At 56.8% G+C, this 15,131-nt stretch carries 12 protein-coding genes and 1 tRNA gene; 6 read left to right on the forward strand and 7 right to left on the reverse strand.

Annotation, left to right across the window (positions count from 1 at the left end; translation table 11 throughout):
- The first annotated feature begins 188 nt into the window (after nt 1-188).
- Together BLR97_RS08030 and BLR97_RS08035 are read left to right on the forward strand one after the other, a co-directional pair.
- The gene (locus BLR97_RS08030; protein WP_089704632.1) at nt 189-986 is read left to right on the forward strand and encodes a cytochrome C assembly family protein; all 798 of its coding nucleotides are present in this window, start codon (nt 189-191) and stop codon (nt 984-986) included.
- An 82-nt stretch (nt 987-1,068) separates the two neighbouring features.
- Nucleotides 1,069-2,349, forward strand: a complete 1,281-nt coding sequence (locus tag BLR97_RS08035; RefSeq protein ID WP_089704634.1) for an HlyC/CorC family transporter — start codon at nt 1,069-1,071, stop codon at nt 2,347-2,349.
- Here the strand turns inward: BLR97_RS08035 and BLR97_RS08040 are convergent.
- Entirely contained in the window at nt 2,346-3,005 is a 660-nt protein-coding gene (locus tag BLR97_RS08040; RefSeq protein WP_089704637.1) for a 1-acyl-sn-glycerol-3-phosphate acyltransferase, read from the reverse strand. The two genes, BLR97_RS08035 and BLR97_RS08040, sit on opposite strands and share 4 nt — an antisense overlap.
- A complete protein-coding gene (locus tag BLR97_RS08045) occupies nt 3,005-3,619 on the reverse strand; it encodes a TetR/AcrR family transcriptional regulator (protein ID WP_089704640.1) in 615 nt (204 codons plus the stop codon). The genes BLR97_RS08040 and BLR97_RS08045 overlap by 1 nt, the downstream gene beginning before the upstream one ends.
- Nucleotides 3,620-3,796: 177 nt before the next feature.
- Between BLR97_RS08045 and BLR97_RS08050 the strand changes: the two genes are divergently transcribed.
- Together BLR97_RS08050 and BLR97_RS08055 are read left to right on the forward strand one after the other, a co-directional pair.
- A complete protein-coding gene (locus BLR97_RS08050) occupies nt 3,797-4,474 on the forward strand; it encodes an SOS response-associated peptidase (protein ID WP_089704643.1) in 678 nt (225 codons plus the stop codon).
- 98 nt (nt 4,475-4,572) lie between these two features.
- Nucleotides 4,573-7,353: an insulinase family protein gene (locus tag BLR97_RS08055; protein WP_422821914.1), complete on the forward strand. Its 2,781-nt coding sequence runs from the start codon at nt 4,573-4,575 to the stop codon at nt 7,351-7,353.
- A gap of 16 nt (nt 7,354-7,369) precedes the next feature.
- Here BLR97_RS08055 and sbcB read toward each other — a convergent pair whose 3' ends face one another.
- The 4 genes from sbcB to minC all read right to left on the reverse strand — a co-directional run bounded on the left by sbcB (nt 7,370) and on the right by minC (nt 10,921).
- The gene (gene sbcB / locus BLR97_RS08060; RefSeq protein WP_089704650.1) at nt 7,370-8,863 is read right to left on the reverse strand and encodes an exodeoxyribonuclease I; all 1,494 of its coding nucleotides are present in this window, start codon (nt 8,861-8,863) and stop codon (nt 7,370-7,372) included.
- A gap of 84 nt (nt 8,864-8,947) precedes the next feature.
- Nucleotides 8,948-9,199 carry a cell division topological specificity factor MinE gene (gene minE, locus BLR97_RS08065; protein ID WP_027337743.1) on the reverse strand — a complete coding sequence of 84 codons (252 nt, stop codon included), beginning with the start codon at nt 9,197-9,199 and terminating at the stop codon, nt 8,948-8,950.
- Nucleotides 9,196-10,014 carry a septum site-determining protein MinD gene (gene minD, locus BLR97_RS08070; protein WP_089704654.1) on the reverse strand — a complete coding sequence of 273 codons (819 nt, stop codon included), beginning with the start codon at nt 10,012-10,014 and terminating at the stop codon, nt 9,196-9,198. The genes minE and minD overlap by 4 nt, the downstream gene beginning before the upstream one ends.
- A gap of 136 nt (nt 10,015-10,150) precedes the next feature.
- Nucleotides 10,151-10,921 (reverse strand): septum site-determining protein MinC, encoded by a 771-nt coding sequence (gene minC / locus BLR97_RS08075; protein ID WP_089704657.1) that lies wholly within the window; start codon nt 10,919-10,921, stop codon nt 10,151-10,153.
- Between the two features lie 189 nt (nt 10,922-11,110).
- Here minC and BLR97_RS08080 point away from each other — a divergent pair, with 189 nt between their 5' ends.
- Nucleotides 11,111-13,927: a DUF349 domain-containing protein gene (locus BLR97_RS08080; protein ID WP_089704661.1), complete on the forward strand. Its 2,817-nt coding sequence runs from the start codon at nt 11,111-11,113 to the stop codon at nt 13,925-13,927.
- Between the two features lie 64 nt (nt 13,928-13,991).
- Here the strand turns inward: BLR97_RS08080 and phbB are convergent, their stop codons facing one another.
- Nucleotides 13,992-14,738, reverse strand: coding sequence for an acetoacetyl-CoA reductase (gene phbB, locus BLR97_RS08085; protein ID WP_089704665.1), 747 nt, complete (start codon nt 14,736-14,738; stop codon nt 13,992-13,994).
- A gap of 270 nt (nt 14,739-15,008) precedes the next feature.
- Between phbB and BLR97_RS08090 the strand changes: the two genes are divergently transcribed.
- Nucleotides 15,009-15,085 (forward strand) — tRNA-Met (locus BLR97_RS08090).
- Nucleotides 15,086-15,131 lie beyond the last annotated feature (46 nt).

The raw sequence follows: 15,131 nt of genomic DNA on the forward strand, positions 1-15,131 counted from the left end.
GCCGGGCGTATCCGCCCCTAGGCTAATGTGCAAAAGATTATACGCGCTCGCGCCACGAGTCTCCATGGGACTCGTGGTCTAGATGGCTGTGCGTCACTGTAAGGATTCGTTATAGTAGACGAATCACGACTCGATTTATTTCATTACTACCTTCATCACTACGCGCTGCAAGGCGCACGGATAGCATCATGCAGGCGCTACCTTTCGCCACTATTGCCTTTGTTCTGTATGTCGCCGCCGCCATCTGGCAGGGCATGACATTGTTTCGACGCGTTCCTCCCCGCCAGGGCATGGTGCGGGTTGTCGCCGCCCTGGGCCTGCTTCTACATATCCCGGTGGTGGTTCATCTCGTGGGGCAAACGCCAGGATTACTCCCCGGCTTTACCACTAGCGCGACGCTGCTTATGGCCGTTGCGGTCAACGTGGTATTGGTGGCAAGCCTATTCAAGCCGGTGCTCAACGCGGGCATTGCGCTTTTCCCCCTCGCCGGTATCGCGCTGATCGCGGCCACTTGGCTGCCCAGCCAAGGCGGCCATAGCGGGCTAACACCGGGCATTCTCATTCATGCCATCAGCTCTGCGCTGGCCTTTGCCGTGCTTGCCATCGCCGCAGTTCAAGCGGTATTAGTCGGTTTGCAAAACCAGGCGTTACGCCATCATCATATTCGTGGCATCGTCCAATCCCTACCGCCATTAACCACCATGGAGCGGCTGCTCTTCGAGCTCGTATGGGCTGGAATTGTGCTGCTCACCCTGTCGATTATCAGCGGCCTGCTGTTCTTGGACAACTTCTTTGCCCAGCACCTAGCCCACAAAACCGTGCTCTCGCTACTCGCCTGGGTGATTTTCTCCACGCTGTTGGTTGGCCGATACCGCTTTGGCTGGCGTGGCATGCGCGCGGTGCGCTGGACTCTCGGCGGCTGCGCGATCCTAATACTGGCCTACTTTGGCAGCAAATTCGTGCTAGAAGTGATACTCAACCGCTAACCTTATGAGCACGGGCGGTGTTGACGCCCTTGTTGCAAACGCTTACAAATCGAGCTGAATACGGCATAAAGGAATTTCTGACTTGAGCGATGACTTCCCCCTGGGATTACTCTTTGGCTTGCTGGCCTTGCTGATCGCCCTCTCCGCTTTTTTCTCCAGCTCTGAAACCGGCATGATGTCGATTAATCGCTATCGACTAAGCCACAATGCCAACAGCGGCGACCGCCGTGCCAAGCGCGTTATGCGTTTACTGGCGCGTCCCGACCGGTTGATTGGCGTCATTCTTATTGGCAACAATTTCGTCAATAACCTCGCCGCCTCCATCGCCACCATTATCGCTATTCATTTTTTCGGCGATGTCTCAGGCCCCGCGATTTCCACCGCGCTGCTCACCATCACCATCCTGATTTTTTCGGAAGTCACGCCCAAGACCTATGCGGCGATAAAGCCTGAGCGCATCGCCTACCCCAGCTCGTACGCGCTAGAGCCGTTACTTAAACTGCTTTATCCGCTGGTATGGCTGGTCAACGCGGTATCCAACGGCCTGTTGCGATTGATCGGCGTCAAAAGTGTGGAAAACGGCGGCGACAACCTGACACGGGATGAACTGCGCACCGTGGTACACGAAGCCGGCACGCTGATTCCCTATCGCCACCGCGCCATGCTGCTGTCGATTCTCGATTTAGAAAACGTCACCGTGAATGACATTATGGTGCCGCGACACGAAGTCCTGGGCATCGACCTGGATAATTCGTTAGAAGATATTCTGGCGCAAATCCGCACCAGCCAGCACACCCGCTTACCGGTCTATAAAGGCGACATCAATAACATTATCGGCATGCTTCACCTGCGCAACGCGGCGCGCTTCCTGTCACGCAGCGAAGTCACCAAAGCATCGATTGTCCAGGAAGCGCGTGAGCCCTACTTTATTCCCGAGTCCACACCGCTTCACACCCAGTTGCTCAACTTCCAGAAACAAAAGCGCCGCATTGGCATTGTGGTTGACGAGTATGGGGACGTAGAGGGGCTTGTTACCCTCGAAGATATTCTCGAAGAGATTGTCGGTGAGTTTACCACCGACGTATCGGAAGACGATGATATACATCAACAAGCTGACGGCAGTCACGTCATCGAAGGCACCGCCACCATTCGCGATATCAATAAGATGCTGGGCTGGCAGTTACCCACCGACGGCCCGAAAACCCTCAACGGGTTAATCTTGGAGCATCTGGAAGGCTTCCCCGAAGGCCCTGCCTGCTTACAGATCGGCACGACGCGGATGGAGATTTTGGCGATTAAAGAGAACTTAATTACCTCAGCACGCTGCTGGAAAGCTTCGCGCGGGTCGGGGTTAAGCCATTAACGCGGCGCTATGTCCTGGTCTGCCTCAGCCTTAAGCGACCGAACTTGCTGCTCCAGGTAGCGCCGCAGTGCGAGATCGCCGATTTCGCGTGGGTTAATCGGCTTGCCGAAGTGCAGGCTCACCGGCGCTCGAAAGCGCCGGGGCCATTTCTTAAACGCTTTGCCGTCATAATGGGATGTCCATGACCCCCACAGCCCCGCCAGCCCGGCGGGCACCACCGGCACAGCGTCCCGCATGAGGATCGTTTCTAGCCCGCGCCGGAAGGCATGAATCTCGCCGTCGGGCGTTAGACGCCCCTCAGGAAACACCATGACCACCTCGCCATGACGCAGCGCTTGGCTGACATCATCTAACGCACGGCGAATCCCGCCTGGGCTACGCCGCTCCGACTCAATGGGAATAGCGCCCACCAGTTGGAACCACCACTTAAGCCAGGGCGAGTCGAAAATCGGTTGATCCATCACAAAACGCAGCGGACGTGGACTACTGCCCCCCAGCACTAAGGCGTCCATGAAGCTAACGTGATTACACACCACCAACGCCGCGCCCTGCTGAGGAATATGCTCGCGACCCTGAACACGCAGGCGATAGCACAGCCGCATCACCAGAAAGATGGCCCCTCGCAACAGATGACGCACTGACTTAACCCATCGCATTACGGGCGCTGCTCACGGTTACGTAGCCCCGCCAAGATAGTGCTCAGCAGTTGATCAAGCAGCTCGTCCACCTTGAGTTGCTGACCCTGCCAGTAGCCGAGGCGCTCATTCAGCCCCAACTGCACCAACCCATGCACGCTCCCCCAAAGGGTGCGGCCCAGGCGCCGTGCCTCAGCATCATCCAGTGCCGGTTGATAAGCCTTGAGCGATGCTTCGACCTGGGTGAACAAGGCTTCGATTAAGTGGCTTTGGCGCTGATCAAGCTCACCCTCTTTGGCCAGCGGATGATCAAACAGCAGATGCCAGCGGTAACAATCCTGTTCGGCAAACCGCCAATAGGCTTTCGCCAACGAGCGCAACCAGGGTTCGGGCTCGTCGGACGCTAAGCTGGTAATGGTGAACTGCAAGCGCGCCAATGTCTCAACGTTGACGTACTGCAATAGGGTATTAAAACTGCCGTATAGTTTTAGCAGGGTACTCGGTGCGCAACCGACCTCTCTGGCCAAAGCACGCAACGACAAGCCATGAACTGACTGCTTAGCCAGCCATTCATCGCAAGCGTGCATAACCTGCGCATGGAGGGCATCGGGCGCATGCTGTCTGGGACGGGCCATGGCGATCTCTTAAGGTGAACGGCAAACAGGAAGAATGCCTCATCGCGCTTTAGCGTGAGCAAGGGATGTTATAGGATACCCCACATCGAACACTGTTTTCGACTCTAAATCGCGACATTTCATGCATAACGGCCCCTAACCGGGTAAACACAACGCGTTAGCGTTAAGGAGGCCTGCATGGCCGGGCGTTTACATGTTCAGCAACTGCCCCTTGCCCGCCTACTCCCAAGCCTTAAGATAACTGAACCATTGATTGAGTCGCCCAACTTGGCCCCTCGCCAGCCAGTGTCGGCTATCCGCATGGTTGAGGGGGCGCTCAGCTTAGCGCCGTTGTTTTGGGGATTAACCCCGCCATGGCTGACCGTGCTCGACAATGCGCCCCACTGCGCCCGAGCGGAAACTTTAGACCAACGCGGCATGTTTCAAGAGGCCTACCGCTCACGTCGCTGTCTTGTGCCGGTCAGCGGCTTTTATATTTGGAAACGCCTGCCCCGCGCCAAGCAACCCTATTTAGTGACGCAGGTGACGCGAGGGCCGCTGTTGCTGGCCGGGTTATGGTGTCGTTACCACACTACGTTAACCGCGTTTACCGATTCCACGGCGCTGGTGACCGTACCTGCGAATGCGTGTCTATCGCCGCTTACTGACCGACTACCGGCCGTGATTGGCGCGCAGGATGCTGATACCTGGTTAAACCCCGACACCGACAGCGCTACCCTTGATCAGTTATTAGCACCCGCACCGCTGGAACTGTTGGGCGCTTTTCCGGTATCAAAACAAGTTAACGTTCCCACCAATCAGTCCACGGCCTGCGCGCACCCCACCGGGTCGATGATACGTTGGATCACGCCATAGGAGCTTACATGCGGCAACTTATTGGTTTAAAGACTTATTTTAAGAAAAAAGGCGCGCTGCCTGGGCGAGCCCTTTTGGGCATGGCGCTGGCCAGTTTGATGCTGCCCCCCAGTGCCTTTGCCGATAACCATGACGTTATCGACGAGGTTATTGCGCCCCACGTCAGCCCCGTTGATGAACGTGACTACCGTATTCTTGAGTTAAACAATGGCTTAACCGCGTTATTGGTTAACGACCCCGACGCCGACAAAGCAGCGGCGTCAATGAACGTCCAGGTTGGCAGTGCTCAGGATCCGGATGATCTCCTGGGTCTGGCCCACTTCTTAGAACACATGCTGTTTTTAGGCACCGAGGCTTACCCTGAAGCCGACGCCTATCAGCAGTACCTATCGCGTAACGCCGGGTCGCACAACGCTTTTACCGCCCCACAAGACACCAACTACTTTTTTAATATTGAGCCGTCGGCCTTAGAGGGCGCGCTTGATCGGTTTAGCGCTTTTTTTGTCTCACCGCTATTCAACGCCGACCGTCTTGAAAGCGAACGCAACATCGTCCACTCCGAATATATTGCGCGCCGGCGGGATGAAGGGCGGCGCGAAAACGAAGTGCTCGATCAATTGCTCAACCCTGACCACCCCACTACTCAATTTGCTATCGGCAGCCGCGAGACCCTAGCCAACCCGCCCGAGGGTGAGGAAAGCCTTCGCGAGCGAGTGATGGCATTTTATGAGCGCTACTACGATGCCAATGTGATGCACTTAGCCGTAGTGGCCCCTCAGTCACTGGACACGTTAGAAAGCTGGGTTGTAGAGCGCTTCGCCGAGATACCCGATAACGACCGAGAAGCGCCGACCATCGACACACCCCTCGTCGAAAGCGACACGCTGCCCCGTTATGTGGAACGTCAGACACTTGAAGACCGCCGCCATGTCCGCTTTCACTTTCCTATCCCGGATCCCATCGACGCTTATCGCCAAAAGCCGACCCAGTTGATTGCCCATTTGCTGGGCGATGAAGGCGACGGCAGTTTGCTCGCTGCGCTCAGAGACGCGGGGCTCGCCGATGCGCTCTCCGCGGGGATTAGCCGCGCCGATGGTCAGCACGCTTTATTGACGGTATCCATCAGTCTTACCGATGACGGTGCAAAGCGGTTAGACGATATTGAAGCCACGCTGCTTGCCACCATCGAGGACATCCGTCAGGGCGGCTTGGAAGAATGGCGCTACGCCGAACAAGCCGACCTGAACGAACAAGCGTTTCGCTTTCAACAACCCGGCGCGCCTCAGCAAGAAGCCACCCGGCTATCGATGAACCTCTCGCGCTACCCGGTGGAAGACGTTCAATATGCCGCGTACCGGATGGATGCGTTCGACGCCGAACAACATCAGCGCTATCTTAACGCGCTCACGCCAGACAATATGCTGCGCATTTACTCTGCGCCCGATATTGAAAGCGACCAAGTGACGCCTTGGTTCGAGACCGCCTGGCAGGAACAAACGCCCAGTCAAAGCGGGCAGGCCTTAAGTGATTTAGCGCTACCCGGGCCCAACCCGTTTATCGCCAATGACCTTACCCTGCTGAACGGCCAGGACGAGCAGCCCAACACGCTCATTGACTCGCCATCGTTTACCGCTTGGCACATGCAGGTCGCACGGTTCAACACCCCAAAGGTTGAGTGGCGCCTCAGCCTTCAGCACCCCAGCGCCAGCTATTCCGCCGAAGAGGCAGTGCTCACTCAGCTACTGGCCAACTGGCTTAACGACAGCCTTAACGAATCGCTTTACCCGGCATGGCTGGCGGGGCAATCCTTCAGCGCCTACGCACACGCACGCGGCATCACGCTGTCTTTCTCAGGCTGGCGAGATGGCCAAACCCCGCTAATCGAGGAAGCACTCAACCAACTCACCAATGCCGATATTCAGCCCGGCGATTTCAAACGTGTGCGTGAGCGGTTGCAACGCGAGTGGCGTAATGCGCCTCAAGACTCGCTATACGCGCAGGCCAGCGGCACACTAGGCAAGGCGCTATTAACGCCCCAATGGTCCACCCAGGCACTGCTGGACGCCAGCCAGCGCTTAGAGCGGGTTCACTTGGTCGACTTTCGTAAGCGCTTCCTGGACGACCTTTACGTCGACGCCATGGCCGTTGGCAACTTATCGCCCAGCCTGGCACGCCAACAGGCCAATTTGATGCGTGGCAAATTAACGCCCCGGCTAACTGACGATGCGATTCCACCGCTTACCCCGCTGTCAGTGGATAGCGCCAGCGCCGACACGGTGCTGCACCCGAATAGTCGCCGTGAAGAATCCATCGTATTGCGCTATCTGCAAGGCCGTGACCAAACGCTGCGCGAGCAAGCCGCCACTCAAGTGCTCGCCCAGTGGCTGGAAACGCCTTTCTATCAGCGCCTGCGCACCGAAGAGCAGCTCGGCTACGTGGTCAATGCGGGCTACTCACCCTTACTCGAAGCGCCTGGGATTGCCATGGTCGTGCAATCGCCCGACACTGATAGCAACACCATTGCCGAGCACATGGATGCATTTCTGGAAGAGGCCGATAAGCGGCTGGAAAACCTGGATGATGCGACGCTTGACGACTACCGGCAAGCCGTGAATAGCCGCTTGAGCCAACGCGACACGCGTTTAGGGCAAATGGCTAATCGCTATTGGCAGGCCACCGCCCTGGACGAGGTGCGTTTCGACCGGCGCGAGCAGCTAGCCGAGCTGGCACTGGAGGTCACGCTAAACGACCTGCAAACGCTATGGCCGGCACTGCGTGAACGTCAGCTAGACGTGCGCTTTAACCCCGGCGACGAACCCAGCAAGGTGGCAGATATCCGCCAACAGCTCTTGCCCTTACCCCAAAACGCATCGCAATAACCGCCCTCCTGCCTGCTCAGGCGTCAAATGCCTGGGCAGGCAACATCGCCTCAACGTAGAGCACCAACTCTTCCAGTATCTGACGCTCATGATCGCCAAGCGACTGTTGATTGTAACGCTCGATCTCCCGCGCGAAGGCTTTCAACGTAAAGCCCGATAGGGTCGCGTCATTCATGCGCATCCAGCGAAACGCTTCCCATTGCTCGAGTTCGTCTCCCTCCAGCGTTTCTGGATAGCTGCGCGCACGATAGCGGAACAGCATTTCTTCAAGGCGAGGATCTTGAAAAGCAAATCGCTCGCCGACCAGATCCCAGGGATCCATTGCCCGCACCCGCTCCATTTGTTTGCGATCAGCCGCTGAGAAAAATGACCCGGCGTAAAGCATCAAATCAGGGTCTTGAGGCGCATCGTCGTAGCCCACGCTGAATACCTCGGCGACCTTCTGGGTCACCGCAGGCGCGTCGCGAAGCATCTTCCAGTGTTGTCGGCAGGCATCCATTTCAAGGCCCAAGCGGGCCACAATTGCGCCGTATTCGCCTTGCTGAGGGCCATCCACGTCTTTTAGCGCGGTGGCGGGAAATACCACCGGGCAGCGGTTAATGTGAATCACTTTCAGCGGGATACGGGCCTCGCCTTCCGCCAAGTCTTGCTGACTGACGAAAACCCGTTCGCGGATTTGCTCCGCCGACATGGCCAATAAATCGCTGGGATCCACGCTTAAATCGTAAACGATGACCCCATTAGGGTTACTGGGATGTTCGGCCAACGGCATCACCAGCGCACTGCACCCGCGGCTTGCCGGGTAGCGGCGAGAAATATGCAAAATGGGTTTAGCGCTGGGCAAATCGAGCTGTTTGGCGACCGCCCGCTTACCGCGCAGTCCTAATAGATAGTCAAACAGCTTGCCATTACACGACTTGAGCAGACGCGCTAGTGCAATCGTGGCGCGCACATCGGCGACCGCGTCGTGGGCTCCTTCATGGGCAATACCATTGGCCGCCGTTAGGTCTTCAAGCTTAAAACTAGGCGCACCATCATCGCGCAGTGGCCACTCAATCCCCTCAGGCCTCAGGGCGTAAAACGCCCTGACGACATCGATCAGATCCCAGCGTGAGTTACCGTTTTGCCACTCACGGGCGTAGGGGTCTAACAGGTTACGGTAAAACAAGTGGCGGGATACTTCGTCGTCGAACCGCAGGCTGTTATAGCCCACCACACAGGTTCCCGGCTCGCTCATATAGCGCTGCACTTCGCCCGCAAACTGGGCTTCAGGCAGTCCATGACGCTGGGCTTTTTGCGGGGTAATACCGGTAATTAAACAGGCGGCGGGGTGGGGAACGTAGTCGTCAGCCGGACGGCAGAAGAGCTCGATAGGCTCACCGATTTCATTTAAATCCGCATCGGTGCGCAAGGCAGCGAATTGAGCGGGCCGATCACGACGCGGATCGGCCCCGAAGGTCTCATAGTCATGCCATAAAAAGCTGGCGGGGGCAGCATTGGGTGACGCCATGGACAAGCACTCCGCTGGGCAATGAAAAGCCCAAGCCTAGCATATCCATCCTGGGTTTCGCCGTGTGTTTAGCAAACCGCCGGCTTAGCTTTTGGGCAGCGTCACATTCAATTCGAGCACCGAACAGTTATCTTCGCTATCCAGTGAGATCTGGATGGCGTCATCGTCGACGTGAACATAACGACGAATGACCTCCAGCAGCTCGCGCTCCAGCATCGGCATGTAATCGGGCTGACCTCGCTGACTTCGCTGATGCGCCACGATAATTTGCAGGCGTTCTTTGGCCACCGAGGCAGACTTCTTGCGCTCACGCTTTAAGAACTCCAGCAGTTTCATCGCCGACCTCCCCCAAACATGCGGCTTATCAAGCCTTTACGCTGCATTTCGTGAAAGCGCAGCGGCATGTCTTCACCGAGTAAACGTGAAACGGTATCGCTATAGGCTTGGCCGGCGTCGCTTGAAATATCGTGGGTCACCGGAACGCCTTGGTTCGACGCCCGCAACACCGCTTCGGACTCGGGAATCAAGCCGAGCAGGTTAATCGCCAATATTTCGCGGATATCGTCCAGCGTCAGCATATCCCCGGAGGTCACTCGCTCAGGGTTATAACGCGTGACCAGCAGGTGCTCTTTGATAGGATCGCTGCTCTCCTCGGCGCGACGTGTTTTCGACGCCAGCAGGCCAAGAATACGGTCGGAATCGCGCACTGACGATACTTCGGGGTTGGTCACCACGATCGCTTCATCGGCAAAGTACATCGCCAACTGCGCGCCGCGTTCGATCCCCGCAGGCGAGTCGCAGAGGATAAAATCAAAGTCTTGTTTGAGTTTATCGAGCACTTCAGCGACCCCTTCCTGGGTCAAAGCATCTTTATCGCGGGTTTGCGAGGCCGGCAGGATAAACAAGTTCTCAACGCGTTTGTCGCGAATCAGTGCTTGGTTAAGCCCTGCTTCGCCCTGAATCACGTTGACCAGGTCATATACCACACGTCGCTCGCAGCCCATTATCAGATCCAGGTTGCGCAAGCCCACGTCGAAATCGATCACCACGGTTTTCTTGCCGCGCAGCGCTAATCCTGTAGAAATAGCGGCAGCACTTGTGGTCTTACCGACCCCTCCTTTACCCGAGGTCACTACAATAATTTTGGCCAAGAGTCACTTCCTTCTTGAAGTCGTTCTTCGCAAGCACGCCGGTGGCGCACTACGTACAACGGGAACGTCTATGTCATCAATAAGCCACGCGGTATGGCCGCATGGCTGGTATTCTCAACGATTGTCACTGTTATCGCTAATTAAGCGGTTTAATTTCTAACTGTTCTTTTGTGAAATGCACCTCAGCGGGAGCACCTAGCAGCTGAGAATCGATATCTTCCAGACGTTTATAATTACCCGCCACTGACAAGAGTTCCGCGGTCAGCTCGCGGCAATAGATACCTGCCTGCATGTTGCCATGAATACCCGCTAACGCTCGTCCGCGCAATGCGCCATAAACATGAATACTGCCAGCGGCGAGTACTTCAGCACCGGCATTCACGGCACCAATGACCACCAAGTCCCCAGAAGATGCGCTGACTTGCTGCCCCGAACGCACTGTACCGCGGTACACCCGCGTGGCTCCAAGGGCTGAAGATTCTCCGTTCTCCGCGCTTTCGTCACCTAGCGCACTGGGAGCTGCGCCTTCGCTAGACGCGACAGGTTCGCTGCTGACACTTTTAAGCATCTGTGCGCGGCTCTCATCGACCGGAGCGAACCAGCCAAGGCCGAGCGCCCAAGCCGATTGGCGAACCGGTTCGCTACCGCCTCTCACTGCGACGGGTAGTAGCTTGTGGTCGCGACAAACCGCGCAGATGCGCTCCAGCGATAGGTGTGGCTCATCGAGTTTTTCCACGCTGAGCACAACCGGTGTATGCTGAAAGAAGGCGGGAGACTGAGACAGCTTGCTCGCCAGTTGACGCCGGATATGCTCTGGGTCAGCGCTGCTTAGCTCCATGACGGTCATCGGCAGCATGCCGCCTTTAAAGGTAAAGGCCACGTCGGCACTATCCACATTGAGGCTCATGGCCGAACTCCATGTCATGATCAGGTAAGATATTAAGGTAGCGCATTAGCGCATTTAGGGCGGTGAGAATTTGCTCTCGCCATTCCCAAGTAATAAGGCAACGCTAAGCGACAGCGCCGACAACTGCAACCTCCTAAAGGTCGGTGTCTGATTTTTTTTCACGCAAAGCGCCCCACAGCAGGATGATCCATGCACGGACTGTTAAGACGCCTGTTCGCACCTCGCTGGCAACACCCCAACCCCGAGGTACGTCGCCAGGCCCTCTATCGCCTTGATCCGGACAATGCAGAGCAGCGTAAAGCGCTTGCCTCACTTACTAAGGATCAGGACAGCGCCATTCAGCTAGCAGCGCTCCTCGCCCTTGATGACCTTGACGGACTCGTCGAGGCTTACCCGACACATCAAGACGACCCCGCTTGGCAAGAAGCAGTATGCCAACGCCTCAGCGGCCAGCAGGGTCACACGGTGCTTAGTCAACGTGAAGCACTGCTTGAGCGCATCGATGATGCCACGCTACTCAATGCCATTGCCTTCAAAGGGGACAATCTCAATTTACGCCTCGACGCGCTGGCCAAACTGACTGACGAAACCGACCTAATCGAACACGCTTGCCATAATGGCGTGGCGGCCGTTCGTCACCAAGCAGCGGATCGCGTGACCAGCGAAGCCGGCTTAAAACAGCTGTTGAAGCAGGCAAGGCGGGATCGCCAAGTGACTCGACTGGCCCGCGATCGCCTGCATGCGCTGCGCGCGGATGCCCAGTGGGCAGACGCCCAGCAGCAGCAGCGCGAAACCCTCTTGCAACAGCTAGAACGTCTCGCCAAAACCCCTTGGGAACCATTATTCGGCGGCCGTTTGCGTCACCTGCAACGTGAATGGGAACACCTCAGCCAATCGCCTAGCCATGATCAAGAAGTGCGCTATCACCAAGCGGTGCTCACCTGCCGCAAAACGCTGCACGATCACGAAACGCAAGAGCAAGCTCGCCAGCAGCACGAACAACAGCGCGAGTCCGCCGATCAAACGCGTGAGCAGCTACTAGAGGGCATCGAGGAAACGCTCGAAGGACTACGCCTGGGCAACCCGCTCACCGCACAGGATATCGACAGCCTTCGCGCTCAGCGGCAACTGCTTGGCCAACGCTGGCAGCATCTGTCCGACGAGCACCCGCCCAGTGACTCGACCCGCCAGCGCTATGCCCAGGTGCTCAACGATTGCGAGGCCTGCATAGCAGCATGGCAACGCTGGCAGCTCGTTAGCGCTGACGTAGAACAAGCGCTAGCCGATACCGACCACGACAGGCTTGCGACGCTGCTCGACCAATGCCGCTGGCCCGACAGCTTGACGATGCCGGCACTGGCTCGCCAAGCGCAAGAGGCCATCGGGGCGGCATCACACGCCAATGATATTGGCAATGACACCGCCACCGACACCCAGCAACTCAACGCCTACAACGCTGATTTAGATAGCTTTGAGCAGTTACTCGAGCGCGGGGCTTTCAAAAGCGCCAGCCGACTTCATCAGCGGTTAAAGCCACGTATCGATGCGCTCACCGGCCCAGAGACGAGGCCGCTCAAATCGCGACTCAAATACCTGGGAGCGCAACTGGCCGAACTGCGCGATTGGCGAGGTTTTGTCGCCGGGCCAAAGCGCGAGCAACTGTGTGCTTCCATTGAGGCGCTAGCCGATGACCAGCATATGGCGGATACAGCGCTGGATCGCCATCATCGTCAGCTGGTGAAAGAATGGAAATCGCTCGGCGATGCCGCCGCTAACCGAGATCTGTCCGCGCGTTTTCGCGCCGCTTCAGACCGTATCCACGAACGTCTCGCCCCATGGCGTGAACGGCTAACCGAGGAGCGCGAGGCTAACTTGCGTGCCCGGGAAGCCCTATGCGAACAGCTCGATACGCTGCTGGCTCAGCCGTCGGAAGATGCCGACCCCGATATTCTGCGCGAAATCCGCGATAAAGCGCGCCAACAATGGCGGCACCATTCGCCCGTACCGCGCGATCAGGCCGAAGCCATTGGTCGACGGTTTGGCCGCCTTCGACATCAGTTGCAAGCCTTGATCGACACCCGCGCTGAGCATATTGCCAGCCAGAAAAAAAGCCTGGTCGAAAAAGTCCAAGACCTGCGTCAGGACGACCGCCCGATAACCGAGCGCATCGAGCAGGCCAAGCAGCTCCAGCAGCAATGGCGACAGCTTGGGCGCGCACCTAAAGGAGAAGAACAGTCGCTTTGGAAAGCTTTTCGCCACGAATGCGACCAGCTATTTGCGCTGCGCGATGCGCATAAACATGAGCAACTCGCCCAACAGCAGCACCAGCTCGACACGCTGCAAGCGCTGATTGACGAAATGGATAGCTGGCAACCACAAGAGGCCGCCGACAGCGCGACGTTAGAGGCCTTTATTGATCAGGCCACGCGCCTAGAGCCGTTGCCCCGCAGCCGTCGAAGCGAAGGCATGCAGCGACGCCTAAGCGGTATTATTCGCGCCCGCCGGGAACGCTTAAATCGCCTTGAGGTCGCTGGCACTGTCACCACCTGGCAGCAACTAATGCCCTTAATGGAGGCGCACTTAAATGCCGACGAGCGCCGCTTGGCGGGGGAGCCGCCCGAGACGGTAGACGCGACAACGGTGCTGGGCGAGCAATCACTGCCTGCGCCTTTTGCCGACGCTCACCATCAGCGTAATCAACGCCGCGAGGAAGCTCTGCCCGACGGTCACGAAGCACAGCTGCAGGAACAGCTAGCCCGCCTTCGCGTCCACCTTTCATTACTGGCCATGGGACGCGTACAACAGCAAGATGAACCGCTTCGGCTCGCCATTCAGGTGGAACGGCTCAACGGCGGCCTTCAACAGGAACGCACCCGAGCGCAAGAAGTCACCGATGTACTCGCCGGCCTTATCGCCCTAGGCCCCATGCCCAAGCCGTTATGGTCGCAAGAGATCAATGAACTGGACGAGTTGCTCACGCGACTTGCCAAGATGCCGCTTGTTTAAACAACAAAAGCCAGCGAGGCACATCCTCGCTGGCTTTTTCGTCTTGGGCCAAGTCACACGGGGCTTATCCCATGAACTGGCCACCGTTAATATCAATGTTAGCCCCGGTGATAAACCCGGACTCCTTATCGGCTAAAAACGTCACAAGACGTCCAATTTCTTCTGGCGTACCGTAACGCTTGACGGGGATCGTCTCACGGATCGCCTCGCGCACTTTTTCAGGAATATTCATAATCATATCGGTGGCTATGTAGCCTGGCGATACGGTATTCACGGTAATGCCTTTGGTCGCTGTCTCCTGGGCAAGCGACATGGTTAAGCCATGCATACCCGCCTTCGCCGCCGCATAATTCACTTGGCCAAACTGGCCTTTGCGGCCATTGATCGAGGAAATGTTGATAATACGTCCGTAACCGTGCTCGAGCATCGTCTCAATCACGCTGCGGCAGGTATTAAACACACTATTAAGGTTGGTATCGATTACCTCATGCCACTGTTCGTAGGACATTTTTTTCATGGTGCCGTCACGGGTAATCCCCGCGCAGTTGACCAACACGCTGATAGGTCCATGTTCCTCTATGATTTGCTGGGCACCTTGCAGGCAGGCTTGATGGTCGGCGAGGTCGACACCGGATAACGCAATATTGTTGTAACCGTCCGCTTGCTGCGATGCCAGCCAGGTTTTGGCCTTCTCGGGGTTGTGATAACCCGCCACGACCAGATAACCCGCATCTGCCAACGAACGGCAAATCGCCGTACCGATACCACCAGTTCCACCAGTTACCCAGGCGACGGGGGCTTGATTGGCCATTGACTACCTCCCTGATATAACGAATGACTTGGGCGTTGTTCAACATAAACCACAAGCCATTATGAAAAGCGCCTTAGCGCTTAAGTACCAACGGAAAATCGCATCATTAGGCGCGACCAACCGAGAGTCAGCATTGTTCTTGTTACTTTATTTAGCATAGCGCTACTCTCCATATGTTGCAGTACCAAAGCCATCATCGGCTATAGGCCAAACGTTTTAAAATGCCTATTGACGAAACGTCAAAAAAGCGTAGAATACGCCACACGTTGATGCGGGGTGGAGCAGTCTGGTAGCTCGTCGGGCTCATAACCCGAAGGTCATCGGTTCAAATCCGGTCCCCGCTACCAATATTTAGAGAGGCAGATCAGTTACTTACTGATCTGCCTTTTTTAT

Origin of the sequence: Vreelandella arcis, from assembly GCF_900103865.1 — a bacterium.
GTDB lineage: Bacteria > Pseudomonadota > Gammaproteobacteria > Pseudomonadales > Halomonadaceae > Vreelandella > Vreelandella arcis.

Bases quoted from the DNA above. Each gene is read 5' to 3' on its own strand.
- BLR97_RS08030 (WP_089704632.1), top strand. From the start codon at position 189: ATGCAGGCGCTACCTTTCGCCACTATTGCCTTTGTTCTGTATGTCGCC.
- BLR97_RS08040 (WP_089704637.1), bottom strand. From the start codon at position 3,005: ATGCGATGGGTTAAGTCAGTGCGTCATCTGTTGCGAGGGGCCATCTTT.
- BLR97_RS08045 (WP_089704640.1), bottom strand. From the start codon at position 3,619: ATGGCCCGTCCCAGACAGCATGCGCCCGATGCCCTCCATGCGCAGGTT.
- BLR97_RS08050 (WP_089704643.1), top strand. From the start codon at position 3,797: ATGGCCGGGCGTTTACATGTTCAGCAACTGCCCCTTGCCCGCCTACTC.
- BLR97_RS08055 (WP_422821914.1), top strand. From the start codon at position 4,573: ATGCTGCCCCCCAGTGCCTTTGCCGATAACCATGACGTTATCGACGAG.
- sbcB (WP_089704650.1), bottom strand. From the start codon at position 8,863: ATGGCGTCACCCAATGCTGCCCCCGCCAGCTTTTTATGGCATGACTAT.
- minE (WP_027337743.1), bottom strand. From the start codon at position 9,199: ATGAAACTGCTGGAGTTCTTAAAGCGTGAGCGCAAGAAGTCTGCCTCG.
- minC (WP_089704657.1), bottom strand. From the start codon at position 10,921: ATGAGCCTCAATGTGGATAGTGCCGACGTGGCCTTTACCTTTAAAGGC.
- BLR97_RS08080 (WP_089704661.1), top strand. From the start codon at position 11,111: ATGCACGGACTGTTAAGACGCCTGTTCGCACCTCGCTGGCAACACCCC.
- phbB (WP_089704665.1), bottom strand. From the start codon at position 14,738: ATGGCCAATCAAGCCCCCGTCGCCTGGGTAACTGGTGGAACTGGTGGT.